This is a genomic window from Enterobacter ludwigii (assembly GCA_023023105.1).
In the GTDB taxonomy this organism is placed as follows: Bacteria; Pseudomonadota; Gammaproteobacteria; order Enterobacterales; family Enterobacteriaceae; genus Enterobacter; species Enterobacter adelaidei.
Genome location: CP083824.1, coordinates 908339 through 934428 on the forward strand (window position 1 = coordinate 908339; position 26090 = coordinate 934428).

At 52.9% G+C, this 26090-nt stretch carries 21 protein-coding genes, 4 tRNA genes and 3 rRNA genes; 18 read left to right on the forward strand and 10 right to left on the reverse strand.

Features of this window, described 5'->3' with window-relative positions; translation table 11 throughout:
* Positions 1–12 precede the first annotated feature (12 nt).
* From proS to metN, 6 genes are all read right to left on the reverse strand, one after another.
* Entirely contained in the window at positions 13–1731 is a 1719-nt protein-coding gene (gene proS / locus LCD46_04205; protein UOY71547.1) for a proline--tRNA ligase, read from the reverse strand.
* 112 nt (positions 1732–1843) lie between these two features.
* Complete coding sequence (gene tsaA, locus LCD46_04210; GenBank protein UOY71548.1) at positions 1844–2551, reverse strand: tRNA (N6-threonylcarbamoyladenosine(37)-N6)-methyltransferase TrmO; 708 nt, start codon at positions 2549–2551, stop codon at positions 1844–1846.
* Positions 2548–2952, reverse strand: a complete 405-nt coding sequence (gene rcsF / locus LCD46_04215) for an Rcs stress response system protein RcsF (protein ID UOY71549.1) — start codon at positions 2950–2952, stop codon at positions 2548–2550. Before rcsF ends, tsaA begins: the two co-directional genes overlap by 4 nt.
* A gap of 106 nt (positions 2953–3058) precedes the next feature.
* On the reverse strand, positions 3059–3874 hold the full coding sequence (metQ, locus tag LCD46_04220) for a methionine ABC transporter substrate-binding lipoprotein MetQ (GenBank protein ID UOY71550.1): 816 nt from the start codon (positions 3872–3874) through the stop codon (positions 3059–3061).
* A 40-nt stretch (positions 3875–3914) separates the two neighbouring features.
* Positions 3915–4568, reverse strand: a complete 654-nt coding sequence (locus LCD46_04225) for a methionine ABC transporter permease MetI (protein UOY71551.1) — start codon at positions 4566–4568, stop codon at positions 3915–3917.
* On the reverse strand, positions 4561–5592 hold the full coding sequence (gene metN, locus LCD46_04230) for a methionine ABC transporter ATP-binding protein MetN (protein ID UOY71552.1): 1032 nt from the start codon (positions 5590–5592) through the stop codon (positions 4561–4563). The genes LCD46_04225 and metN overlap by 8 nt, the downstream gene beginning before the upstream one ends.
* 188 nt (positions 5593–5780) lie before the next feature.
* Here metN and gmhB point away from each other — a divergent pair, with 188 nt between their 5' ends.
* The 8 genes from gmhB (at position 5781) to dkgB (ending at position 12911) form a co-directional block, all read left to right on the forward strand.
* Complete coding sequence (gmhB, locus tag LCD46_04235) at positions 5781–6347, forward strand: D-glycero-beta-D-manno-heptose 1,7-bisphosphate 7-phosphatase (protein UOY71553.1); 567 nt, start codon at positions 5781–5783, stop codon at positions 6345–6347.
* Between the two features lie 389 nt (positions 6348–6736).
* A 16S ribosomal RNA gene (locus LCD46_04240) occupies positions 6737–8276 on the forward strand.
* A gap of 69 nt (positions 8277–8345) precedes the next feature.
* Positions 8346–8422 (forward strand) — tRNA-Ile (locus LCD46_04245).
* Between the two features lie 42 nt (positions 8423–8464).
* Positions 8465–8540 (forward strand) — tRNA-Ala (locus tag LCD46_04250).
* A gap of 180 nt (positions 8541–8720) precedes the next feature.
* Positions 8721–11626, forward strand: a 23S ribosomal RNA gene (locus tag LCD46_04255).
* 70 nt (positions 11627–11696) lie between these two features.
* A 5S ribosomal RNA gene (gene rrf, locus LCD46_04260) occupies positions 11697–11812 on the forward strand.
* The 16S, 23S and 5S rRNA genes sit together here with 3 tRNA genes alongside, the layout of an rRNA operon.
* 55 nt (positions 11813–11867) lie before the next feature.
* Positions 11868–11944 (forward strand) — tRNA-Asp (locus LCD46_04265).
* 163 nt (positions 11945–12107) lie between these two features.
* Positions 12108–12911: a 2,5-didehydrogluconate reductase DkgB gene (gene dkgB, locus LCD46_04270; protein UOY71554.1), complete on the forward strand. Its 804-nt coding sequence runs from the start codon at positions 12108–12110 to the stop codon at positions 12909–12911.
* Positions 12912–12942: 31 nt separating this feature from the next.
* On the opposite strand, the gene LCD46_04275 is transcribed toward dkgB, so the two are convergent.
* Positions 12943–13848 carry a LysR family transcriptional regulator gene (locus LCD46_04275; GenBank protein ID UOY71555.1) on the reverse strand — a complete coding sequence of 302 codons (906 nt, stop codon included), beginning with the start codon at positions 13846–13848 and terminating at the stop codon, positions 12943–12945.
* A 104-nt stretch (positions 13849–13952) separates the two neighbouring features.
* Between LCD46_04275 and LCD46_04280 the strand changes: the two genes are divergently transcribed.
* From LCD46_04280 to LCD46_04290, 3 genes are all read left to right on the forward strand, one after another.
* Complete coding sequence (locus LCD46_04280) at positions 13953–15128, forward strand: MFS transporter (GenBank protein UOY71556.1); 1176 nt, start codon at positions 13953–13955, stop codon at positions 15126–15128.
* 136 nt (positions 15129–15264) lie between these two features.
* Entirely contained in the window at positions 15265–16065 is an 801-nt protein-coding gene (locus LCD46_04285) for an endonuclease/exonuclease/phosphatase family protein (protein ID UOY72891.1), read from the forward strand.
* Between the two features lie 75 nt (positions 16066–16140).
* Positions 16141–16914, forward strand: a complete 774-nt coding sequence (locus tag LCD46_04290) for a methyltransferase domain-containing protein (GenBank protein UOY71557.1) — start codon at positions 16141–16143, stop codon at positions 16912–16914.
* 52 nt (positions 16915–16966) lie between these two features.
* Here the strand turns inward: LCD46_04290 and mltD are convergent, their stop codons facing one another.
* Complete coding sequence (gene mltD / locus LCD46_04295) at positions 16967–18331, reverse strand: murein transglycosylase D (protein ID UOY71558.1); 1365 nt, start codon at positions 18329–18331, stop codon at positions 16967–16969.
* A gap of 68 nt (positions 18332–18399) precedes the next feature.
* Positions 18400–19158, reverse strand: a complete 759-nt coding sequence (gloB, locus tag LCD46_04300) for a hydroxyacylglutathione hydrolase (protein ID UOY71559.1) — start codon at positions 19156–19158, stop codon at positions 18400–18402.
* 32 nt (positions 19159–19190) lie between these two features.
* On the opposite strand from gloB, the gene LCD46_04305 reads away from it, so the two are divergent.
* Positions 19191–19910 (forward strand): class I SAM-dependent methyltransferase, encoded by a 720-nt coding sequence (locus LCD46_04305; GenBank protein UOY71560.1) that lies wholly within the window; start codon positions 19191–19193, stop codon positions 19908–19910.
* Here the strand turns inward: LCD46_04305 and rnhA are convergent.
* Positions 19907–20407 (reverse strand): ribonuclease HI, encoded by a 501-nt coding sequence (gene rnhA / locus LCD46_04310; protein ID UOY72892.1) that lies wholly within the window; start codon positions 20405–20407, stop codon positions 19907–19909. The genes LCD46_04305 and rnhA overlap by 4 nt on opposite strands.
* 31 nt (positions 20408–20438) lie before the next feature.
* On the opposite strand from rnhA, the gene dnaQ reads away from it, so the two are divergent.
* From dnaQ to LCD46_04340, 6 genes are all read left to right on the forward strand, one after another.
* Entirely contained in the window at positions 20439–21170 is a 732-nt protein-coding gene (dnaQ, locus tag LCD46_04315) for a DNA polymerase III subunit epsilon (protein ID UOY71561.1), read from the forward strand.
* A gap of 131 nt (positions 21171–21301) precedes the next feature.
* Positions 21302–21378, forward strand: a tRNA-Asp gene (locus tag LCD46_04320).
* A gap of 379 nt (positions 21379–21757) precedes the next feature.
* Complete coding sequence (locus tag LCD46_04325) at positions 21758–22477, forward strand: FCD domain-containing protein (protein UOY71562.1); 720 nt, start codon at positions 21758–21760, stop codon at positions 22475–22477.
* Positions 22474–23487, forward strand: a complete 1014-nt coding sequence (locus LCD46_04330; GenBank protein ID UOY71563.1) for an ABC transporter ATP-binding protein — start codon at positions 22474–22476, stop codon at positions 23485–23487. The genes LCD46_04325 and LCD46_04330 overlap by 4 nt, the downstream gene beginning before the upstream one ends.
* Positions 23484–24566, forward strand: a complete 1083-nt coding sequence (locus tag LCD46_04335) for an ATP-binding cassette domain-containing protein (GenBank protein UOY71564.1) — start codon at positions 23484–23486, stop codon at positions 24564–24566. The genes LCD46_04330 and LCD46_04335 overlap by 4 nt, the downstream gene beginning before the upstream one ends.
* A 2-nt stretch (positions 24567–24568) precedes the next feature.
* The gene (locus LCD46_04340) at positions 24569–26083 is read left to right on the forward strand and encodes an ABC transporter substrate-binding protein (protein UOY71565.1); all 1515 of its coding nucleotides are present in this window, start codon (positions 24569–24571) and stop codon (positions 26081–26083) included.
* Positions 26084–26090: the final 7 nt, after the last annotated feature.

Below are 26090 nucleotides of genomic sequence, written 5' to 3' on the forward strand. Positions count from 1 at the left end.
GTTTTTTGTTTCTTAACCTTTAATGGCTTTCACCAGGTAATCAAGAATGTCGCCGGTCTTGATCATCTGTTTCTCGCCGTTACGACGGTATTTGTATTCAATTTCGTCGCTGTCGAGGTTACGGTCGCCGATGACGATGGTATGTGGGATACCGATCAGTTCCATATCAGCAAACATCACACCTGGACGCTCTTTACGGTCATCCATCAGCACTTCGATACCCTGAGCGCGCAGCTCAGCGTACAGCTTCTCAGCCAGTTCCTGCACGCGGTAAGACTTGTGCATGTTCATTGGCAGAATCGTGACCTGGAACGGTGCGATGTTGTCCGGCCAGACGATACCACGCTCGTCATAGTTCTGCTCAATCGCTGCGGCCACAACACGTGTTACCCCAATACCGTAGCAACCCATGGTCAGGATCTGGTTACGACCATCTTCGCCCTGAACGGCAGCGTTCATCGCACGAGAGTATTTATCACCCAACTGGAAGATGTGACCGACTTCGATGCCGCGTTTGATCATCAGCGTACCCTGTCCGTCCGGGCTTGGGTCGCCAGCAACGACGTTACGGATGTCAGCCACTTCAGGTGTCGCCACATCGCGATCCCAGTTGATGCCGAAGTAATGTTTACCGTCGATGTTGGCACCTGCAGAGAAGTCGCTCATTGCCGCTACCGTACGGTCAATAACAACAGGCACAGGCATGTTTACCGGACCCAGAGAGCCTGGACCAGCATTGACCACAGCGCGGATTTCAGCTTCCGTCGCGAACGTCAGCGGGCTGGCAACCTGCGGCAGCTTCTCTGCTTTCACTTCGTTAAGCTCATGATCGCCACGTACCAGCAGGGCAACCAGCGGATAAGCGCTGCCTTCGGTGGATTTCACCAGCAGCGTTTTAACGGTTTTTTCGACAGGCAGGTTGAACTGCTCAACCAGCTCGGCAATGGTTTTTGCATTTGGCGTATCAACCAGCGTCATCTCTTGTGTTGCAGCTGCACGTGGCTCTTTTGGTGCCAGCGCTTCTGCAAATTCGATGTTTGCCGCGTAATCTGAGGAGTCAGAGAAGACCACATCGTCTTCACCGCTCTGCGCCAGTACCTGGAACTCATGGGATGCGCTACCACCGATGGAGCCGGTATCAGCCTGCACAGCACGGAAATCCAGACCCATGCGGGAGAAGATTTTGCTGTATGCCTCGTACATTTTGTCGTAGGTCTCTTGCAGGGATTCCTGAGAGGTATGGAAAGAGTAAGCATCTTTCATCAGGAATTCGCGAGAGCGCATGACGCCGAAACGTGGGCGAACTTCGTCACGGAATTTGGTCTGGATCTGGAAGAAGTTCAGCGGCAGCTGTTTGTAAGAGCTCAGCTCATTACGAATCAGGTCGGTAATGACTTCTTCATGCGTTGGGCCGAGGACAAACGGACGATCGCCTCGATCGGCAATTCGCAGCAGTTCCGGACCGTACTGCTCCCAGCGACCACTCTCCTGCCACAGCTCAGAGGGCTGAACAACCGGCATTAACACCTCGATAGCACCGGCGTTGTTCATCTCTTCACGCACGATGTTTTCGACTTTTTTCAGGACGCGCACGCCGGTCGGCAGCCAGGTGTATAACCCGGAGGCCAGCTTGCGGATCATCCCGGCGCGCAGCATCAGCTGATGGCTGATCACTTCGGCGTCGGCAGGCGTCTCCTTCAGAGTGGAGAGCAGATATTGGCTAGTACGCATGTTGTTACGGTTCCGTTTCGACTAGTGAGACAGGCTGAAAGGTCAACCTGACACAAAAAAAGTGGTTTAGTTTACCAGTGTGGCAAAGATGCCAAAAGAGAGGAGATTAAAATTACCTGGGTTCCAGGGCAAACACTTCAAAACCTGCCTGTGTGACGCGCCAGCGAACGTTAAAATCCAGCAGCCAGACAGCGTAGGTTTTCCCGGCTTCCTCTTCTTTGCGATAAGCGGGACGGGGGTCCTGCGCCAGAACTTCGGTGATGAAATTCTGCAAACGAGGATAGTGTTTCTCCAGTTGACTCAGCTGAGTTGCTATCTCAGGCGTAAAATATACAGGCATGTCCGCCTGGGGGGCATCCTGAGCATAACTTGCGCGCGCGTCCGGGAGAGCTTCGGCGAAAGGCAAATAGGGTTTGATGTCGATAACCGGTGTGCCATCCACAAGATCAAGACTGCCTAACTCGAGTATCACCTGATCCTTCTGGCAACGTATACCCTTCAGTTCGACCAGCGACATTCCAACCGGGTTTGGACGGAAGGTCGAACGCGTCGCAAACACCCCCATTCTCGCATTTCCACCAAGCCGGGGTGGGCGTACGGTTGGACGCCAGCCACCTTCCATCGTCTGGTGAAACACAAATACCACCCATAAATGGCTGAAAGCGTCGAGTCCGCGTACCGCATCGGCCTGATTGTAAGGTGCAATCAGGTGAAGTTCACCGCTTCCGCTGGTGACAAGACCGGGCTGGCGAGGTACGGCGAACTTCTCTTTATAGGGCGAGCGGATAACGCCTATTTGCTCGAACTGAAATGCACTCATTTCGCCGTAATATTCAGCGCAGAACCGATGCATACTGCCTGACGGTAGCAGCCCGGTGTACCGCTGGTCACTTCGCAGCTGTGCAGCAGAACAGCGTTAGCTTTCATTTTTGCGGCATTGATCTGCATGCGTTTACGCGCTGTCGGGATATTCGGTGGAGAGTCCTGGTTGGTCGCCTGGCAGGACTCACCGCTCACTTCACCCAGTTCACGGAACGGTTTACCGACGAGCTCATCAGCCTTAGTGATAATGCGAACCGGTGCAGGACGAACCACTTTCGGTTTCGCAGGCTCTGTTTTTGGCGGGGTTGCCGTGCTTTGAACAGGTTCAACGGGAGATCTGCTTAGCATAGAACAGCCGCTCAACATGAGTGCTAAAAGACAGATCGGTAAAGCACGCATAATAGTTCCTCAATGGATAATCAAAACGTCAGATATTGAATCAGTTGACTGCACAAATGACAAGACGGGCATAAGCCCGTCCTGATGATATTACACTGAGGTGAGATTACCAGCCTTTAACAGCGCCACCGTTAAACACTTTGTTCGCTTCCTGGTAAACTTCATCAGACTGATAGGCCTGAACGAACTTCTTCACGTTTTCCGCGTCTTTATTGTCTTCGCGAGTCACGATCAGGTTAACGTACGGGGAGTCTTTATCTTCAACGAAGATACCGTCTTTGGCTGGCGTCAGGCCAATCTGGCTGGCGTAAGTGGTGTTGATAACGGCCAGGGCAATCTGCGCATCGTCAAGAGAACGTGGCAGCTGTGGTGCTTCCAGCTCAACAATTTTCAGATTTTTCGGGTTTTCAGTGACATCCAGAACGGTTGGCAGCAGGCCAACACCGTCTTTCAGTTTGATCAGACCCACTTTCTGCAACAGCAGGAGAGAGCGTCCAAGGTTGGTTGGGTCGTTAGGCACGGCAACCTGAGAACCTGGCTGCAGTTCGTCCAAAGATTTAATTTTCTTGGAGTAACCCGCAATTGGGTAAACGAAGGTGTTACCCACACCAACCAGTTTATAGCCACGATCTTTGATCTGCTGATCCAGGTACGGTTTATGCTGGAAGGCGTTAGCATCGATATCGCCTTTGCTCAGCGCTTCGTTCGGCAGAACGTAATCGTTGAAGGTGACCAGTTCAACGTCCAGACCATATTTCTCTTTTGCGACTTTCTGAGCGACTTCAGCAACCTGTTGTTCTGCACCCACGATAACGCCCACTTTAATGTGGTTTGGATCTTTTTCGTCCTGACCGCAACCCACCAGTGCCAGAGAGCCGATTAGCGCGCCTACTGCTGCAAAGGTCTTTAATTTAAACGCCATGTTTTATCCTTAACTCGTAGAGTTTGTGTTGTGTGTAACGTTATTTGTGCGTAACAGCCCGGACGATGCGATCGCCAGAGAACTGGATTAAGTAAACCAACACAACCAGCAATACCAGAACGGTATTCATCACGGTAGCGTTATATCCAATATAGCCGTACTGGTAACCAATTTGGCCTAAACCGCCAGCGCCAACTGCACCCCCCATCGCGGAATAACCCACCAGGGTGATAAGCGTAATGGTAGCCGCGTTGACCAGCCCTGGCAGTGCTTCCGGCAGCAGCACCTTGCGTACGATCTGCATCGGTGTGGCACCCATTGCGCGGGAGGCTTCAATCAAACCTGTCGGGATTTCCAGCAGGGCGTTTTCAACCATACGTGCGATAAACGGCGCAGCGCCGACAGTCAGGGGAACGATGGCAGCCTGCAGACCGATAGAGGTACCGACAATCACGCGGGTGAATGGAATCATCCATACCAGCAGAATAATGAACGGGATAGAACGGAAGATATTCACCAGCGCAGAGAGCGTGCGGTATAGTTTCGCGTTCTCAATGATTTGCCCCGGACGTGTCACATACAGCAGCACGCCGACCGGGAGACCAATCACAAACCCAAAGAAGCCAGATACAAAGGTCATTGCCAGCGTTTCCCAAACGCCGCGAACCAGCAGCCACATCATCGGCTCAGACATAACCCAGTACCTCTACTTTTACGTGGTGTTCTTGCAGCCAGGCAATCGCGGCCTGGGTTTCTTCTTGTGTGCCGTGCATTTCTGTCAGCATGATGCCGAACTTCACGCCACCGGCGTAATCCATCTGCGCGCTGATGATGTTGTTGTTCACGTTAAAGCGACGCGCGGTTTCGGAAAGCAGGGGAGCATCGACAGATTGGCCCGTGAACTCCATGCGCAGCATCGGGACGCTGTCTGCAGTGGGTTCAGTTTTCAAACGCTCCAGATAATCTTCCGGGATATCCAAATGCAGCGTGGACTGAATGAACTGCTGTGCCAGCGGTGTCTTCGGATGAGAGAACACTTCACTTACCGTATCCTGCTCAATCAGTTCGCCGTTGCTGATCACTGCGACGCAGTCACAGATGCGTTTCACCACGTCCATTTCATGCGTAATAAGGAGAATTGTCAGGCCCAGACGACGGTTAATGTCTTTCAGCAGTTCCAGAATTGAACGTGTAGTGGCGGGATCCAATGCGCTGGTGGCTTCATCACACAGCAGTACTTTTGGATTACTGGCCAGCGCGCGGGCAATGGCCACACGCTGTTTTTGCCCACCGGACAGATTGGCCGGGTAGCTATCATGTTTGTCTCCCAGACCCACGAGGTCGAGCAGTTCGATGACGCGACGCTTCACTTCTTCTTTTGGCGTGTTATCCAGCTCAAGCGGCAGGGCGACGTTGCCGAAAACGGTGCGGGAGGCCAGCAGGTTAAAGTGCTGGAAGATCATTCCAATCTGACGACGCGCTTTGGTGAGTTCTTTCTCTGAGAGGGCGGTAAGTTCCTGGCCGCCAACTTCTACGCTGCCCTGGGTTGGGCGCTCAAGCAGGTTAACACAACGAATCAGCGTGCTTTTACCTGCACCCGATGCGCCAATGACGCCATAAATTTGACCAGCAGGGACATGCAGGCTGACGTTGTTCAGCGCCTGAATGGTTCGGTTCCCCTGCTGGAACACTTTGGTGATATTGGAAAGTTTAATCATTAGATTATTTTTATCGTATGTAAGTTAGCCGTGGCATTTTCTTCTGCCATATACGGGTGATGACCGTAAACAAAACGGATGTTAAGGCATCCAGACGTCTAAATCAATCCAACTCTGTACGATGAGCACTTTATTGCGCTGCGATTCATGAGATACTAGCCGGACATGCCTTTTTCAGGAGCAAACCGGTGGCAAAATCAGTACCCGCAATTTTTCTCGATCGTGATGGCACTATTAATGTGGATCACGGTTATGTCCATGAGATTGATGAGTTCGAGTTTATCGAAGGCGTAATAGATGCAATGCGTCAGCTGAAAGAGATGGGCTATGCATTGGTGGTTGTCACCAACCAGTCTGGTATTGCTCGCGGTAAATTTACCGAAGCGCAGTTCGAAACGCTGACAGAATGGATGGACTGGTCGCTGGCCGATCGCGGTGTTGATCTCGACGGTATCTATTATTGTCCGCATCATCCGCAAGGAACAGTCGAAGAGTATCGCCAGACCTGCGACTGCCGTAAGCCTCATCCAGGCATGTTTATCTCTGCGCAGGAATTTTTGCACATTGATATGGCTGCTTCTTATATGGTGGGCGATAAACTTGAAGACATGCAGGCGGCAACCGCAGCTGGCGTAGGCACCAAAATATTAGTACGCACCGGTAAGCCAGTGACGCCAGAAGCAGAGAATGCAGCGGATTGGGTGATTAATAGTCTGGCTGAACTGCCAAAAGAGATCAAAAAGCACCAAAAATAACCTTTTTGGTGAAAAGGTGAGCGGTTGAAATAAAAATGCATTTTTCCGCTTGTCATTCCTCGGCGGCCCCCTATAATGCGCCTCCATCGACACGGCGGATGTGAATCACTTCACAAACAACCCGGTCGGTTGAAGAGAAAAAATCCTGAAATAACGGGTTGACTCTGAAAGAGGAAAGCGTAATATACGCCACCTCGCAACGGTGAGCTGAAAGCCACGTTGCACTGCTCTTTAACAATTTATCAGACAATCTGTGTGGGCACTCAAAGTGACATGGATTCTTAACGTCCTCGGACGATAAATGAATACCAAGTCTCAACGAGTGAACACGTAATTCATTACGAAGTTCTTTTCTTTAGAAATAAAGAAACATTGAGCATCAAACTTTTAAATTGAAGAGTTTGATCATGGCTCAGATTGAACGCTGGCGGCAGGCCTAACACATGCAAGTCGAGCGGTAGCACAGAGAGCTTGCTCTCGGGTGACGAGCGGCGGACGGGTGAGTAATGTCTGGGAAACTGCCTGATGGAGGGGGATAACTACTGGAAACGGTAGCTAATACCGCATAACGTCGCAAGACCAAAGAGGGGGACCTTCGGGCCTCTTGCCATCAGATGTGCCCAGATGGGATTAGCTAGTAGGTGGGGTAACGGCTCACCTAGGCGACGATCCCTAGCTGGTCTGAGAGGATGACCAGCCACACTGGAACTGAGACACGGTCCAGACTCCTACGGGAGGCAGCAGTGGGGAATATTGCACAATGGGCGCAAGCCTGATGCAGCCATGCCGCGTGTATGAAGAAGGCCTTCGGGTTGTAAAGTACTTTCAGCGGGGAGGAAGGTGCTGAGGTTAATAACCTCAGCAATTGACGTTACCCGCAGAAGAAGCACCGGCTAACTCCGTGCCAGCAGCCGCGGTAATACGGAGGGTGCAAGCGTTAATCGGAATTACTGGGCGTAAAGCGCACGCAGGCGGTCTGTCAAGTCGGATGTGAAATCCCCGGGCTCAACCTGGGAACTGCATTCGAAACTGGCAGGCTAGAGTCTTGTAGAGGGGGGTAGAATTCCAGGTGTAGCGGTGAAATGCGTAGAGATCTGGAGGAATACCGGTGGCGAAGGCGGCCCCCTGGACAAAGACTGACGCTCAGGTGCGAAAGCGTGGGGAGCAAACAGGATTAGATACCCTGGTAGTCCACGCCGTAAACGATGTCGACTTGGAGGTTGTGCCCTTGAGGCGTGGCTTCCGGAGCTAACGCGTTAAGTCGACCGCCTGGGGAGTACGGCCGCAAGGTTAAAACTCAAATGAATTGACGGGGGCCCGCACAAGCGGTGGAGCATGTGGTTTAATTCGATGCAACGCGAAGAACCTTACCTACTCTTGACATCCAGAGAACTTTCCAGAGATGGATTGGTGCCTTCGGGAACTCTGAGACAGGTGCTGCATGGCTGTCGTCAGCTCGTGTTGTGAAATGTTGGGTTAAGTCCCGCAACGAGCGCAACCCTTATCCTTTGTTGCCAGCGGTCCGGCCGGGAACTCAAAGGAGACTGCCAGTGATAAACTGGAGGAAGGTGGGGATGACGTCAAGTCATCATGGCCCTTACGAGTAGGGCTACACACGTGCTACAATGGCGCATACAAAGAGAAGCGACCTCGCGAGAGCAAGCGGACCTCATAAAGTGCGTCGTAGTCCGGATTGGAGTCTGCAACTCGACTCCATGAAGTCGGAATCGCTAGTAATCGTAGATCAGAATGCTACGGTGAATACGTTCCCGGGCCTTGTACACACCGCCCGTCACACCATGGGAGTGGGTTGCAAAAGAAGTAGGTAGCTTAACCTTCGGGAGGGCGCTTACCACTTTGTGATTCATGACTGGGGTGAAGTCGTAACAAGGTAACCGTAGGGGAACCTGCGGTTGGATCACCTCCTTACCTTAAAGAACCTGCCTTTGTAGTGCTCACACAGATTGTCTGATGAAAAACAGCAGTAAAAATCTCTGCAGGCTTGTAGCTCAGGTGGTTAGAGCGCACCCCTGATAAGGGTGAGGTCGGTGGTTCAAGTCCACTCAGGCCTACCAAACTCCTTTTAAAGGATGAGCGGTACAGAGATTGCAAACGATGGGGCTATAGCTCAGCTGGGAGAGCGCCTGCTTTGCACGCAGGAGGTCTGCGGTTCGATCCCGCATAGCTCCACCATCCTTTACTGCGAACCCAAGAAAACTTCAGAGTGAACCTGAAAAGGTGCACTGCGAAGTTTTGCTCTTTAAAAATCTGGATCAAGCTGAAAATTGAAACGACACACATGTTATGTGTGTTCGAGTCTCTCAAATTTTCGCAAGTCGATGATGAATCGAAAGAAACATCTTCGGGTTGTGAGGTTAAGCGACTAAGCGTACACGGTGGATGCCCTGGCAGTCAGAGGCGATGAAGGACGTGCTAATCTGCGAAAAGCGCCGGCGAGGTGATATGAACCTTTGACCCGGCGATGTCCGAATGGGGAAACCCAGTGTGATTCGTCACACTATCGTTAACTGAATACATAGGTTAACGAGGCGAACCGGGGGAACTGAAACATCTAAGTACCCCGAGGAAAAGAAATCAACCGAGATTCCCCCAGTAGCGGCGAGCGAACGGGGAGCAGCCCAGAGTCTGAATCAGCTTGTGTGTTAGTGGAACGGTCTGGAAAGTCCGACGGTACAGGGTGATAGTCCCGTACACGAAAATGCACAGGTTGTGAACTCGAAGAGTAGGGCGGGACACGTGGTATCCTGTCTGAATATGGGGGGACCATCCTCCAAGGCTAAATACTCCTGACTGACCGATAGTGAACCAGTACCGTGAGGGAAAGGCGAAAAGAACCCCGGCGAGGGGAGTGAAAAAGAACCTGAAACCGTGTACGTACAAGCAGTGGGAGCACCTTCGTGGTGTGACTGCGTACCTTTTGTATAATGGGTCAGCGACTTATATTCTGTAGCAAGGTTAACCGTATAGGGGAGCCGAAGGGAAACCGAGTCTTAACTGGGCGTTAAGTTGCAGGGTATAGACCCGAAACCCGGTGATCTAGCCATGGGCAGGTTGAAGGTTGGGTAACACTAACTGGAGGACCGAACCGACTAATGTTGAAAAATTAGCGGATGACTTGTGGCTGGGGGTGAAAGGCCAATCAAACCGGGAGATAGCTGGTTCTCCCCGAAAGCTATTTAGGTAGCGCCTCGTGAACTCATCTTCGGGGGTAGAGCACTGTTTCGGCTAGGGGGCCATCCCGGCTTACCAACCCGATGCAAACTACGAATACCGAAGAATGTTATCACGGGAGACACACGGCGGGTGCTAACGTCCGTCGTGAAGAGGGAAACAACCCAGACCGCCAGCTAAGGTCCCAAAGTCATGGTTAAGTGGGAAACGATGTGGGAAGGCACAGACAGCCAGGATGTTGGCTTAGAAGCAGCCATCATTTAAAGAAAGCGTAATAGCTCACTGGTCGAGTCGGCCTGCGCGGAAGATGTAACGGGGCTAAACCATGCACCGAAGCTGCGGCAGCGACGCTTATGCGTTGTTGGGTAGGGGAGCGTTCTGTAAGCCGTTGAAGGTGTCCTGTGAGGGATGCTGGAGGTATCAGAAGTGCGAATGCTGACATAAGTAACGATAATGCGGGTGAAAAGCCCGCACGCCGGAAGACCAAGGGTTCCTGTCCAACGTTAATCGGGGCAGGGTGAGTCGACCCCTAAGGCGAGGCCGAAAGGCGTAGTCGATGGGAAACAGGTTAATATTCCTGTACTTGGTGTTACTGCGAAGGGGGGACGGAGAAGGCTATGTTAGCCGGGCGACGGTTGTCCCGGTTTAAGCATGTAGGCGGAGGTTCCAGGTAAATCCGGTACCTTATTAACGCTGAGGTGTGATGACGAGGCACTACGGTGCTGAAGTAACAAATGCCCTGCTTCCAGGAAAAGCCTCTAAGCATCAGGTAACATCAAATCGTACCCCAAACCGACACAGGTGGTCAGGTAGAGAATACCAAGGCGCTTGAGAGAACTCGGGTGAAGGAACTAGGCAAAATGGTGCCGTAACTTCGGGAGAAGGCACGCTGATATGTAGGTGAAGCCCCTGCGGGTGGAGCTGAAATCAGTCGAAGATACCAGCTGGCTGCAACTGTTTATTAAAAACACAGCACTGTGCAAACACGAAAGTGGACGTATACGGTGTGACGCCTGCCCGGTGCCGGAAGGTTAATTGATGGGGTTAGCGGTAACGCGAAGCTCTTGATCGAAGCCCCGGTAAACGGCGGCCGTAACTATAACGGTCCTAAGGTAGCGAAATTCCTTGTCGGGTAAGTTCCGACCTGCACGAATGGCGTAATGATGGCCAGGCTGTCTCCACCCGAGACTCAGTGAAATTGAACTCGCTGTGAAGATGCAGTGTACCCGCGGCAAGACGGAAAGACCCCGTGAACCTTTACTATAGCTTGACACTGAACACTGGTCCTTGATGTGTAGGATAGGTGGGAGGCTTTGAAGCGTGGACGCCAGTCTGCGTGGAGCCGCCCTTGAAATACCACCCTTTAATGGCTGGTGTTCTAACGTAGACCCGTAATCCGGGTTGCGGACAGTGTCTGGTGGGTAGTTTGACTGGGGCGGTCTCCTCCCAAAGAGTAACGGAGGAGCACGAAGGTTAGCTAATCCTGGTCGGACATCAGGAGGTTAGTGCAATGGCATAAGCTAGCTTGACTGCGAGAGTGACGGCTCGAGCAGGTGCGAAAGCAGGTCATAGTGATCCGGTGGTTCTGAATGGAAGGGCCATCGCTCAACGGATAAAAGGTACTCCGGGGATAACAGGCTGATACCGCCCAAGAGTTCATATCGACGGCGGTGTTTGGCACCTCGATGTCGGCTCATCACATCCTGGGGCTGAAGTAGGTCCCAAGGGTATGGCTGTTCGCCATTTAAAGTGGTACGCGAGCTGGGTTTAGAACGTCGTGAGACAGTTCGGTCCCTATCTGCCGTGGGCGCTGGAGAATTGAGGGGGGCTGCTCCTAGTACGAGAGGACCGGAGTGGACGCATCACTGGTGTTCGGGTTGTCATGCCAATGGCACTGCCCGGTAGCTAAATGCGGAAGAGATAAGTGCTGAAAGCATCTAAGCACGAAACTTGCCCCGAGATGAGTTCTCCCTGACTCCTTGAGAGTCCTGAAGGAACGTTGAAGACTACGACGTTGATAGGTCGGGTGTGTAAGCGCAGCGATGCGTTGAGCTAACCGATACTAATGAACCGTGAGGCTTAACCTTACAACGCCGAAGCTGTTTCGGCGAAGAGAGACAGAAGATTTTCAGCTTTGATACAGATTAACAGAATTTGCCTGGCGGCTTTAGCGCGGTGGTCCCACCTGACCCCATGCCGAACTCAGAAGTGAAACGCCGTAGCGCCGATGGTAGTGTGGGGTCTCCCCATGTGAGAGTAGGGAACTGCCAGGCATCAAATTAAGTAGTAAGCCGGTGCATAAATCCGGTGGTTACAGTAGTCTTCGGTGGAGCGGTAGTTCAGTCGGTTAGAATACCTGCCTGTCACGCAGGGGGTCGCGGGTTCGAGTCCCGTCCGTTCCGCCACTTATTAAAAGCCCTGAGTTAACGCTCAGGGCTTTTTTCTTATCTGTCGTATAATTATTGCTTAATTAGCAAAAATCCTCTGCTTTTTACGCTCTTTTTCTGAACAACGACAATAGCGATAATCTTCCTCAGTTAACGAAAACTATGATTAACGAGGAATTACATGATTATCCCTGCATTTGGTCTCGGCACTTTCCGCCTGAAAGACGACGTTGTTATCGCATCTGTAAAAACTGCTCTTGAACTTGGCTATCGTGCCGTCGATACGGCACAAATTTATGAAAATGAAGCTGCTGTTGGTCAGGCTATCGAAGAGAGTGGTGTACCGCGTAACGAACTGTTTATCACCACGAAAATCTGGATTGAAAACCTCAGCAAAGACAAGCTAATCCCCAGCCTGAAAGAGAGTCTGAAAAAACTGCGTACTGATTACGTCGATCTGACTCTAATCCACTGGCCTTCACCGAATGATGCTGTTTCAGTGGAAGAATTCATGCAGGCATTGCTGGAGGCGAAAAAACAGGGCTTAACCCGTGAAATTGGTATTTCTAACTTCACTATTCCGCTGATGGAAAAAGCAATTGCGGCCGTTGGTGCAGAAAATATTGCGACTAACCAGATTGAACTGTCACCTTACCTGCAAAACCGCAAAGTTGTTGACTGGGCAAAACAGCATGGCATTCATATTACGTCTTATATGACGCTGGCTTATGGCAAAGCATTGAAAGATGAAGTGATTGCACGCATCGCAGCAAAACATAATGTGACTGCAGCTCAGGTCATCCTGGCGTGGGCAATGGGTGAAGGTTATGCCGTGATCCCATCTTCAACTAAACGTGAAAACCTGGCCAGCAACCTGTTAGCACAGGATCTCCAGCTCGACGACGAAGACAAAAAGGCGATCGCCGCACTGGATTGCAACGATCGCCAGGTCAGCCCGGAAGGGTTAGCCCCTCACTGGGATTAAGTTTGACCCCACCCTTTGTATCCTGAAACCCTCATACAGCTCCTTCGGGAGCTGTTTTTATATGCTCGCTCAGGAAGTCAATAAAGGCACGAATGCGCGTGCTTACCGCTCTGTCACTGTAATACACCGCACTAAACGGCATTTCGACCGGCAGACGTTTATCTGCCATCAGTTCCACCAGTTCGCCACGCGCAATCTCTTTATCAATCATGTAGTCAGACAGACAGGCGATCCCGTTACCTTCAAGGCACAATTGCTTCAGCGTCTCCCCGCTGTTAGACGACAACCCGCAGGTGATCTCATGTAACTGACCGTCAGGGCAGGCGACAGGCCAGGTGTTCAGCGACACAGGTTCCGTAAAGCCCAGGCACAGATGCTGCTTTAACTCTTCAACCGTCTCAGGTTTTCCATGCTCTGCAATATACTGCGGTGAGGCGATAATTTTGCGGTAGCTCGCAAACAGTGGACGGGCACGCAAGCTTGAATCTGTGAGGGTTCCTGCCCGGATGGCCACATCCACTTTCCGTTCGATAAGATTGATAAACGTCTCTGAGGAGACCAGAGAGAGCGTCATCTCCGGATAGCGTTCGCGGAAAGGTTTGATCAGCGGCATCAGAAAGTGAAGCACAACCGGCGTGGCCGCATCAATGCGCAGCAATCCACGTGGTGTGCTGCGGGTTTCCATAATCTCCGTCTCTGCAGCGGCCATTTCTTGCAGGATGGACTGCACGCGGCGGAAATAGCGCTCTCCTTCTTCCGTCAGGCTGAGCTGCCGCGTCGTACGGTTGAGCAGACTGACTCCAAGCTTCATCTCCAGCTTTTTCACCGAGCGACTGATGGCCGAGTTAGCCTGCCCTAACTGTTCAGCCGCACGGCTAAAACTGCCGCTTTCGACGACGGCGACAAAGATTGTCAGCTCTTCCGACGTTGCTTTCATTGTTGCACCACCTGCAAAATTCAATTGATATTTTGACCATTTTTGTTATTTAAGCACTGGCGCATACTGCCTGTCATCTTAATCCTGAAGAGACGGAGTATTTTATGCCACTGGCGCTACTTGCCCTCACGATCAGTGCCTTTGCAATTGGCACGACCGAATTTGTTATCGTAGGACTGGTTCCTACCATCGCCGACCAGCTTGCGATTTCGCTGCCATCTGCCGGGCTGCTGGTATCTATTTATGCACTGGGTGTTGCTGTCGGTGCGCCTGTATTGACGGCACTCACCGGTCGATTCCCTCGCAAGCAACTGTTGGTGGCGCTAATGGTGTTGTTCACAGCGGGTAACGTTCTGGCCTGGCAATCCCCGGATTACACCACACTGGTGATTGCCCGCCTGCTGACCGGCCTTGCTCATGGTGTCTTTTTCTCAATTGGTTCTACCATTGCCACAAGTCTGGTACCCAAAGAGAAAGCGGCATCAGCGATTGCGATTATGTTTGGTGGACTGACTGTCGCGCTTGTTACAGGCGTACCGCTGGGGACATTTATCGGCCAACACTTCGGCTGGCGTGAAACCTTCCTGGCGGTTTCTTTACTGGGTGTGATTGCTCTGGTAGCCAGTTTTCTGTTAGTGCCATCGAATATACCTGGTCGTGCGAGCGCCAGCCTGCGCGACCAGCTAAAGGTTCTGACGCATCCGCGCCTGTTGATCATTTATGCCGTGACCGCACTGGGCTATGGTGGTGTATTCACTGCTTTTACTTTCCTGGCGCCGATGATGCAGGATCTCGCAGGCTTCTCCCCGAATGCGGTGAGCTGGATTCTGCTGGGCTACGGTATTTCCGTCGCAATAGGTAATATCTGGGGCGGCAAACTGGCAGATAAACATGGTGCGGTTCCCGCTCTCAAATTCATCTTTGCAGCATTGGTTGTTTTGCTGCTGGTGTTCCAGTTCACTGCATCAATGCAATACGCCGCACTGGCCACGGTCCTGGTCATGGGGATCTTTGCCTTCGGTAACGTGCCGGGCCTTCAGGTTTATGTGGTACAGAAAGCAGAACTGTATACGCCCAACGCGGTGGATGTGGCATCCGGCCTGAACATTGCCGCTTTTAATATCGGCATTGCTATTGGCTCCATTGTGGGTGGGCAGACGGTTGAACATTTTGGACTGGCGCAAACGCCATGGATTGGTGCTGCGATCGTGCTTGTAGCCTTCCTGTTGATTGGTCTGAGTGGACGCCTTGATAGACCAACTCGGGTAGCACTGGGGTAACATCAGTAAGTGCTTGCTTACAAAACTGGAAAGCGGTTTCTCAGAAATTGCGTTGAAAGTGTAACCTAAAGTCCCTATAACATTAGAACCAGACCGTTTTCAGGGCTGGTTCATGTTACAGAGGCTGTTTCCAAAAGTGCGAAAAAATACCTATGCCATGCGTTATGTTGCCGGAATGCCAGCGGAGAGGATCTTGCCTCCGGGGTCGTTTGCGAGCATAAGCCAGGCATTACCTGCCGGCACACCGTTAAGCAGCGATGAGAAAATCCGTGTACTGGTGTGGAATATCTTTAAGCAGCAGCGTGCGGAATGGTTATCGGTACTTAAGAATTTTGGAAAAGATGCCCATCTGGTTCTGCTCCAGGAGGCGCAAACCACCCCTGAGCTGGTGCGGTTTGCCACCACGAACTATCTTGCCGCCGATCAGGTTCCCGCGTTTGTCCTGCCGCAACATCCCTCAGGTGTGATGACACTCTCTTCAGCGCATCCGGTCTATTGCTGTCCTCTGCGCGAACGTGAACCCATTCTGCGTCTGGCGAAATCGGCGCTGGTCACGGTCTACCCGTTGCCGGACACCCGAATGTTGATGGTCGTGAATATCCATGCGGTAAACTTCAGCCTGGGCGTGGATGTCTACAGTAAGCAGTTACTTCCAATTGGCGATCAGATTGCCCATCACAGCGGCCCCATCATTATGGCAGGCGATTTCAATGCCTGGAGCCGTCCGCGCATGAATGCCTTGTATCGCTTTGCGCGCGAGATGTCGCTGCGTGAAGTTCGTTTTAGCGATGACCAACGCAAGAAAGCCTTTGGTCGTCCTCTCGATTTTGTCTTCTATCGCGGTTTGAGCGTGCACGACGCCTCCGTTCTGGTGACGCGCGCCTCCGATCACAATCCTCTACTCGTTGAATTCAGTCCCGGCAAACCTGATAAATAATGGTGTGTCAGGTCTGCCGTGGGGCAGGCCTGTTCGGGTGCTGCCCTTTATTTTTCACCCACAAAGGACAGTACGATGACAACAACACGCTCCCATCATGACAACGTAGAAAAACAGTTTGGCTCTCAGGCAAGTGCGTATCTGAGCAGCGCCGTGCACGCATCTGGCCGCGATCTGGTGCGTCTCGGTGAACGTCTGGCGGCGTTCCCGCAGGCGCACGTGCTGGATTTAGGCTGCGGGGCAGGGCATGCCAGCTTTAAGGCTGCGCAACAGGTCGCGCACGTTACCGCGTATGACTTATCCAGCCAGATGCTGGCGGTGGTTGCCGAGGCGGCGAAAGCGAAGGGGTTGGAAAACATTGATACGCACCAGGGCTATGCCGAATCTTTACCTTTTGAAGATGCTTCGTTTGAGGTGGTTATCAGCCGTTATTCCGCACATCACTGGCATGATGTTGGCCAGGCATTACGTGAAGTAAAACGTGTCCTGAAGCCGGGTGGTGTTCTTATCATTATGGATGTGATGTCTCCGGGACACCCGGTGCGCAATATCTGGCTGCAGACGGTGGAAGCACTGCGCGATACCTCGCATGTGCAAAACTACTCCAGTGGAGAGTGGTTATCGTTCATTACCGAGGCGGGATTGATTTCGCGCTCATTAATAACCGATCGCTTACCGCTGGAATTCAGCTCATGGATCGCCCGTATGCGCACTCCGGAGGCATTAAGTCACGCTATTCGGTTGTATCAGCAGAGTGCGTCCGCAGAGGTGAAGGCTTACTTTGAATTACAGGAGGATGGTTCGTTTACCAGCGATACCATCATGGCTGAAGCGCAAAAAGCGGGATAAACAAAAAAGGCACCGAGGGGAATCGGTGCCTTTTTATCTTTCCATCGTGTTCTCAGGAGTCTGGCGTGGCGCTGTTCTTCACAAACAGCGTCAACTGGTCGCCTGGTTTCAGATTGTCAGTATCATTATTCCAGCGCATCACATCTTTGATGTTCACGCCGTGTCGTTTTGCGATACTGGACAGGGAATCGCCTTTACGCACGCGATAGGTGATGCTATCGCTGTTGCTGGCGAGACGCTGTGCGCTGCTACCTGCACCCACTGTCAGAGTTTGACCCACTTTAAGGCCTGAACTGCGCAGGTTATTCCACTGCTGCAGATCGCTTGCTGTCACGCCAAGACGTGATGCAATACCCGAAAGCGTATCACCTGAACGAACCTTATAACTGCGGCTGTTGACTGATGAAGCGTCCGCGATCAGCGTTGACTGAACGGCGGCAATTTCACCCGATGCTAAAGACTCGCGTAACTGATCGGCATGTTTCTGCGGAACCATTACGTACTGCGGGCCACTCGCCCCCAGCGTTGAGCCTTTAACGCCAGCATTAAAGGTTTTCAATTTACTTACCGACATACCCGTCATATCTGCAACCTGTTGAATATCAACTGGATTGCTGAGGCGAACGCGCGCCAGTGCACGACTTTCGTCTGGTGTTGGCAGTTGTACACCGTAACGCTTGCTGTTCTTGAGAATATCGCTCAATGCCAGCATCTTCGGTACGTAAATCTTTGTTTCCTGTGGCAGTGAGAGCGACCAAAAATCGGTGGATTTACCCCGTGCTTTATTCGCTTTCATTGCCTTCAGTACACGACCTTCGCCGCTATTGTACGCTGCGACCGTTAACAGCCAGTCGCCATCAAACATCTTGTTCAGACGTTGCATCATGTCGAGAGCGGCTGTCGTTGAAGCGACAACGTCACGACGCGCATCATAGCTGCGAGTCTGTTTCAGACCATAGTTTCGCCCGGTGCTCGGAATGATCTGCCAAATGCCTGCGGCATTGGCGCCAGACGTTGCGTGTGGGTCAAAAGCGCTCTCCACTATGGGTAGGAGTACCAGCTCCATAGGCATGTTACGTTTCTTAACTTGCCCGGCTATCCAGTACATATACGGCTCTGCCCGTAACGTTACATCGTGGAGATAGCTCTTATTTCTTAAGTACTTCTGTTTCTGTTCGCGAATCCGGCTGTTTTCCGGAATTCCCATCTTTAGCTCGTCGCCAATAGAGGTCCACAAGTCTTGATCCTGCGCGAATGATGTTCCATCGTCCATCCATCGCGCCGAACTTGCAAACTTCCCTGCTTCCCCTTGACCAGCTGCAGAAAGGCTCTGTGCGTGCTGTTGTACGTTGCTGCCGTTCTGCGACTGGCAACCTACAAGCAGGACAGAGGCGAGTAATATCGCTTTTGCCTTCATGTGTGTGTCAATAGTTGCTTAAAAGACGAGCGATGATAACGGCGAAATTTTGAAAAGGCAACCCGCAATTATCTGAAGTTATCTTTCTTTGACCTTAACCATGCAAAACGATGCTCTGGTTGTTGCAAATTTGTTTCTTGGTTAATTTTGTTAATTAAATCAATATCATCTGTTCGTAAAAATAAATTAATCTTGCGCTCATTTTTCAGAATTACGGGGAGTGTGTTTTGGTTTTTTGCACGTAACTCCTTCACTTTGTGATAATAATCCTGGATCGCGCGATCCTCGGGTAAGAGGTTAACGGAAAACTTCATATTTCCTAATGTATATTCATGTGCGCAACAAATAAGCGTGTCATCGGGTAGGGCATTAATTTTCTGTAAGGACTGATACATCTGGGTCGCTGTGCCTTCGAAAAGTCTTCCACAGCCTCCAGAGAACAGTGTGTCGCCACAAAAAAGATAAGGTTTGCTGTAGAAACACAGATGTCCCAAAGTGTGACCTGGTGTGGCAAATACGGAAAATTCCCACTGGTGTATGAGGATCTTTTCGCCTTCCTGGACTATCCGGGTTGTTCCCTTATCTTGTGTCTCTGCCGGTCCGTAAACCACAAGATGGGGAAAATGGGCCCGCAGCTCGGGAACGCCGCCAGTGTGATCGTGATGATGATGCGTCAAGAGAATGGCTTCTGGCTGCCAGTTATTCTCTTCTATGGCACGTAATACAGGGGCGGCTTCTCCGGGATCAACAATGACGCATCGACGATCATCGTCAACCAAAACCCAGATGTAATTGTCCTCAAAAGCAGGAATACTGATAAGATTCATACATTACCTCTAATAACGTGGCAGGTGTTTTGATGAAACCGGCAAGGATACCTCAGACTGTCGCAGCACCGGAGCGTTGGGCGGAATTGCCCTGGGGTGAATACTATCGCGAGGCCTTAGAGCAACAACTGAAGCCCTGGCTTGCGAAAATGTATGGCTTTCACCTGCTTAAGATTGGCAATCTCAGCGCGGAAATCAATACCGAAAGCTGCGCTATCTCACATCAGGTCAATGTCTCGCTCGGCGGATTGCCGGTTCAGGTGAAAGCAGACCCATTGCATCTGCCATTTGCGGAAAAGTCCGTTGATGCGTGTTTGCTTGCACACACGTTGCCCTGGTGTAGCGATCCCCATCGCTTGCTGCGTGAGGCCGACCGTGTTCTGATTGACGATGGCTGGCTGGTACTCAGCGGGTTCAATCCACTGAGTTTAATGGGTCTGCGTAAGCTGGTACCCGTGCTGCGCAGGACGCCACCTTACAACAGCCGGATGTTTACGATGATGCGCCAGCTCGACTGGCTTTCACTGCTAAACTTTGAGGTGCTCTGCTACGGCGGTTTTCAGGTGCTCCCCTGGGCGCGGCAGGGAGGGGTACTGTTGAGCACGCATTTGCCCGCTTTAGGCTGCATGCAGTTCATCGTTGCACGTAAGCGCACAATCCCTCTTACGCTTAATCCAATGAAGCAGAGCAAAACGAAAACGCATATCCGTCAAACTGTTGGTGCAACGCGGCAATACAAAAAAACCGATTAAACGTCGGGCTGATACCCTGCATCTTCATGTGCAGGATTGGATGCCGCAGCGCGCGCCAGTTCGTCGCAGCGTTCGTTTTCCGGGTGACCGGCGTGGCCTTTAACCCATTCCCATTTAATCTCGTGCTGGCCCAGCGCCGCATCAAGACGTTTCCAAAGATCGACGTTCTTAACCGGCTTCTTATCAGCGGTCTTCCAGCCGCGTTTTTTCCAGTTATGGATCCACTGGGTTATCCCCTGACGTACGTACTGGCTATCGGTGCTTAACACCACGTCACAATGCTCTTTTAACGCCTCCAGTGCCACTATGGCCGCCATCAATTCCATTCGGTTGTTGGTGGTCAGAAAATAGCCTTCGCTAAAAGTTTTTTCGTGCTGGCGATAGCGCATAATGGCGCCATAGCCGCCAGGCCCTGGGTTGCCGAGACAAGATCCATCGGTGAAAATTTCTACCTGTTTACGCATCTCTGGTAGACTTCCTGTAATTGAAACGTTCAGTTAAACGATAAGTCTGACATAAATGACCGCTATGAGCACTGCAATTACTCGCCAGATTGTCCTCGATACCGAAACCACCGGTATGAACCAGATTGGCGCGCACTACGAAGGGCACAAGATCATCGAGATTGGTGCCGTTGAAGTGGTGAACCGTCGTCTTACGGGGAACAACTTCCACGTCTACCTCAAACCTGATCGGCTGGTGGACCCAGAAGCGTTCGGCGTTCACGGTATTGCCGATGAGTTCTTGCTGGATAAGCCAACTTTTGCGGATGTCGCTGACGAGTTCCTGGAATATATCAAGGGTGCCGAGCTTGTCATCCATAACGCCTCGTTCGATATCGGCTTTATGGATTATGAATTCAGCAAGCTTAATCGTGATATCCCGAAGACAAACACCTTCTGTAAGGTAACAGACAGTCTGGCGCTGGCGAGGAAAATGTTCCCCGGCAAGCGTAACAGCCTTGATGCGCTCTGTTCCCGCTACGAAATAGACAATACCAAGCGAACGCTGCACGGGGCATTACTCGATGCCCAGATCCTGGCCGATGTCTATCTGACGATGACCGGCGGGCAGACGTCAATGAAGTTCAGCATGGAAAATGAATCTCAGCAAACGCAGGGTGAGGCGGGAATTCAGCGCGTTGTCCGTCAGGCCAGTCGGTTGCGGGTTGTTTTAGCCAGTGATGAAGAGCTTCTTAACCACGAATCCCGACTTGATCTGGTACAGAAGAAGGGTGGAAGCTGTCTGTGGCGCGCCTGAAAAGCGCCGGAATGCTTGTAAAAACATCGTTTGGGCGATTTTTGCAGCAAACGATTCAAAACGTGAGAAAAAGCGTTGACGAGATCGGAGGCACACCGTAATATGCGCCTCGTTCCCCAAACGGGAACAGTGGAGCGGTAGTTCAGTCGGTTAGAATACCTGCCTGTCACGCAGGGGGTCGCGGGTTCGAGTCCCGTCCGTTCCGCCACTATTCAGAAGGCCTGAATCAGAAATGATTCAGGCCTTCGTCGTTTCAGCATTCTGCAATTCCGTTCCCTCACTTATCGTTAACAAAACGTTAATTTTTATAGTGCAATTAATTAACATTTGCACAGATTTAGTGCGTTATTTGCACTGATGTTGTGCATTTCGCCACCCTCCCTCTCTCCAGATCTCAGACAGAATGTGTCTTTCTGTAAAAATAATTCACGCAGAATCATTTGGTTATCTCCCGCTTTCCAAAAAATAACCGAACCAATTGTGAATTGGTTTGGTTATTGCTTAATCATTAGCACGATAAGCTTCATTTCATATCAATAACTTATCGTTAATAAAAATAAAGTAATGATGAAAGCGAGCGAACCAATATGGAAAAACCGTCACGGTTTCTGGCAAATTCCAGCACCGCGCTTGAACAACTGCGCGGGTTAATCAACCAGCACGAGTCAACACCAGGCACTCCGCTGCCCACAGAACGTGAGCTATCGGAAACTCTCGGCGTAGGACGACGTGAAGTGCGTCGTGCGCTGGATGTGCTGGAAGAAGAGGGGCGCATCTGGCGTAAACAGGGCAAAGGGACTTTTATCGGTCCGGCTGCCCCGGTTGAACCGCTGGCCCTTCAGGGATTGGTTCAGCAAACCAACCTTCTGGAAGTGATGGAAGCTCGTCTGCAGCTCGAACCCGGCTTAGCCCGGCTTGCGGCACTGCGTGCCACCAGGGAAAACCTCGCGCTGATGCAGCGCATGCTGGAACGCATTGATAAGGTCAGCCCGGATGACCGCGATCTCAACGAACTGTGGGACAGCGCATTTCACCGGGCGATTGCGGAAGCTGCGGGTAATCGCCTGATGCTCGGCCTGTTTGATGCCATTGATGCCGTGCGGCGTGAACCGGGCTGGCAGCATCTGCGCGAATTAGCCCGCACCCCCGAACGTGTCGACAGCTACAACGACCACCATCACAAGATCATGTCTGCGATTATCCATCGCCAGCCTAATGAGGCCGCGGCCGCCATGCGCGAACACCTGCTCAGCCTGCAAACCGCCCTGATCCATGCTATCCACCTTGAGGACGACTTCACGCTATGACGACGATCCCGTTTAAGGACACTGCGCCTGTACTGAACCTGCATAATCTCAACGTTAAATTCGCCGGCTCGCCTGTGAGCGTCCTTGATGGTATTTCACTGATAATTAAAGCGGGCGAAACGCTGGCGCTGGTGGGAGAGTCTGGATGCGGAAAAAGTATCACCTCACTGGCGTTAATGGGGTTACTGCCCGCCAGCGCGCAGATCGTCAGCGGGGAGATGCAGTTTCGCCGTCACAATCTCCGCAAGCTTTCGCCTCGGGAATACGCTGACCTGCGTGGCAGCGAGCTGGCGATGATTTTCCAGGAGCCGATGACCTCGCTCAATCCGGCGTTTACGCTGGGGGACCAGCTTAGCGAAGCGGTCATGCGACACCAGAGTGTCTCGCGCGCAGAGGCGATGAATGTCGCGCTGCAGATCCTCGAGAAGGTACAGATCCCGGCGGCAGAGATGCGCCTGAAAGCATATCCCCACCAGCTTTCCGGCGGAATGCGCCAGCGCGTGATGATTGCGATGGCGCTGATTAACCACCCGAAACTGCTGATTGCCGATGAACCGACCACAGCCCTTGACGTGACGATCCAGGCGCAAATTCTCACCTTGCTGAACACCCTCAAAGAAGAGACCGGCACGGCGGTCCTGATGATCACTCACGATTTAGGCGTGGTGGCAGAAGTCGCCCAGCAGGTGGCGGTGATGTATGCCGGTCAGGTGGTAGAGCAGGGGAGCGTTGAGGCCATCTTTGCCGATCCGCAGCACCCGTACACTATCGGCCTGATGGGGTCGATTCCTTCTCTTGGGGCACGTAAGGGGCAGCTCTCCACCATTCCAGGCTCGGTGCCACTGCCAGAATTTATGCCGAAAGGCTGCCGTTTCGCTACCCGTTGCCCGTTTGCGCAGTCACGCTGCCATGATGAAAAACCTTTGCTCAATACGCTCGGCGCGGGTCATCAGGTTGCCTGCTTCCGCGTGCCGCTGGAGCAACACATTGCCCTGGGAGAAATTGCATGACTACGCCCATTCTTGAAGCCCGTGACCTGAGCAAGCTCTTCCCCGGCCCGAAAAAACTGTTTACCCCGGCACGGTTCGTCACGGCGGTCGATCGCGTTTCGCTTGCCGTGATGCCGGGCGAAACGCTGGCGATTGTTGGCGAGTCCGGTTCCGGAAAATCCACTCTCGGTCGTCTGCTGCTGCGCCTGCTGGCCGCCAGCGAAGGGCGCGTGTTTTACCAGGGGGAGGAGATCACCTATGCATCAGGAGCGCGTCTGAACCAGCTCCGGCGCGAGCTGCAGATTATCTTCCAGGATCCCTTTGCCTCGCTGAACCCGCGCATGACGGTGGAGCAGATTGTCGGTGAGCCGCTGTGGCTGCATCAGAATATGAAAAAAGCGGACCGCCAGTACCGCGTTGCCGAGCTGCTTAAAACCGTTGGCCTGCCTGCGGCCTGGGCTGGGCGTTACCCGCACGAGTTTTCCGGCGGGCAGCGCCAGCGTATCGGCATCGCGCGCGCGCTGGCCTCGGGACCGAAGCTGCTGCTGGGTGATGAGCCGGTATCCGCGCTGGATGTGTCCGTTCAGGCGCAGGTGGTGAACCTGCTGGAAAGCCTGAAGCACCAGCTGGGGCTGACGATGGTGATTGTCGCTCACGGCCTGGCGGTTATCCGCCACATGAGCGACCGGGTGGCGGTGATGTATCTTGGGCAAATCGTCGAGCTTGCGACTGTTGACGAAATTTTTGATGCGCCGCTGCACCCCTATACCCAGGCACTTATCGCCTCTGCGCCGCAGATGCAGCCAGGCGTTGAACGTGACGCGCCGCTGCTGCAGGGGGACTTACCGAACCCTGCCAGCCCGCCGTCCGGCTGTCGTTTCCACACCCGCTGCCCGTACGTCACCGACGAATGCCGCCAGGTTGAGCCGATCAATCAGGTGCTCGACGGCGGGCGTCAGGTTGCCTGCCACCGCTGGCAGGAGATCAACCGCGATCGCAGCGTTATCCAGATTGCTCCGCCATCTGCTGCCTTTCTGCGCCGCCGCGCGCTGTTTGAACACGCGGCATCTCACTCCTCCCTTCCTTCAAGGAACTCATGATAATGACAATGCGTAATTCTCTTTTGACCGTACTGGGAAGTGTAATGCTGCTCGGCGCGGCGCTGCCCGCCCATTCTGAAAGTGTCCTGCGGATTGGTCTGGGCGCTGACCCGGACATGCTCGACCCGCATCTGGCGCGCACCTACTATGGCCGCTTCGTGTTTGCCTCCCTGTGCGACAGGCTGGTGGACGTGGATGAAAACCTGAAGGTTATCCCCGGTCTGGCGAAAGACTGGGCGTGGAGCGACGACGGTAAAACCCTCACCCTGAATTTGCGCGAGGGCGTCACCTTCCACGACGGTGAGAAATTCGATGCTGCCGCCGCAAAATACAACCTCGACCGTGCCTTGACCTTAAAAGGCTCCCTGCGTAAAAGCGAGATTTCCTCCGTGGAGTCCGTTGAAGTCACTGGCCCGATGCAGATTGCCCTGCACCTGAAAACGCCGGACGCCGCGCTGCTGATGCAACTCACCGACCGCGCGGGCGCGATGATGGCACCCGAAGCGGCAAAAAAACCGGATTTTGCCGCGCATCCCGTCTGTTCCGGTCCGTATAAATTCGACAGCCGCGTGTCCCAGGACCGCATCGTTCTGACCCGCTTCGACAACTACTGGAACAAAGGCGCTTACCACTTCGACAAAATTATCTATCTGCCGATCCCCGATGCCTCCGTGCGCCTCGCGAACCTGCGCGCGGGCGATCTCGACCTGACTGAAGGCATCGCCGCCAGCGACGTGAAGACGGTGGAGGCTGACAGCAAGCTGGCGCTGGCGAAGGTCACCGGTCTGGGTTATCAGGGCATCACCTTCAACATCAACAACGGCAAGGTGCCGGCCAACGATCCGTTCAAAGACGCGCGCGTGCGCGAGGCGTTTTCTCAGGCCATCGACCGCGATGCGTTAAACCAGGTGGTCTTTGAGGGGTTGTACACCCCGGCCAATCAGGCGTTTTCGCCGGTCAGCCCGTATCACGTCAACCTGCCGGTACCACCGCGTGACGTCGATAAAGCCAAAGCGCTGCTGAAAGCGGCAGGCGTCACCGCACCGCTGACCGTCAACCTGCTGGTGCCGAACAACCCGACATCGCAGCAGGTCGGTCAGGTGCTGCAGGCGATGGTGGCGGAGGCGGGCTTTAACCTTAATCTGCAAATGACGGAGTTCGCTACCCTGCTCGACCGCCAGCAGAGCGGGGACTATCAGCTGAGCTTCTCCGGCTGGTCCGGTCGCCCGGATCCGGACGGCAGCATCTACGGCTTTATCAACAGCAAAGGCACCCTGAATGACGGCCGCTACAGCAACGCGCAGGTCGATGAGTGGCTGACCCAGGCGCGCCAGAGCACCGACCAGGCCGCACGCCAGCCGCTGTACGACAAGGTGGTGAAGCAGCTCCAGACCGATATGCCGATTGCCTACCTCTACTTCGAGCCGCGCATTTTTGGCCTGAACAAAAGCGTGCAGGGCTTTAAGCCGTACCCGGACGGCATCGTGCGTCTGGCCGGTTTGACGCTGGCGAAATAAACGTCCT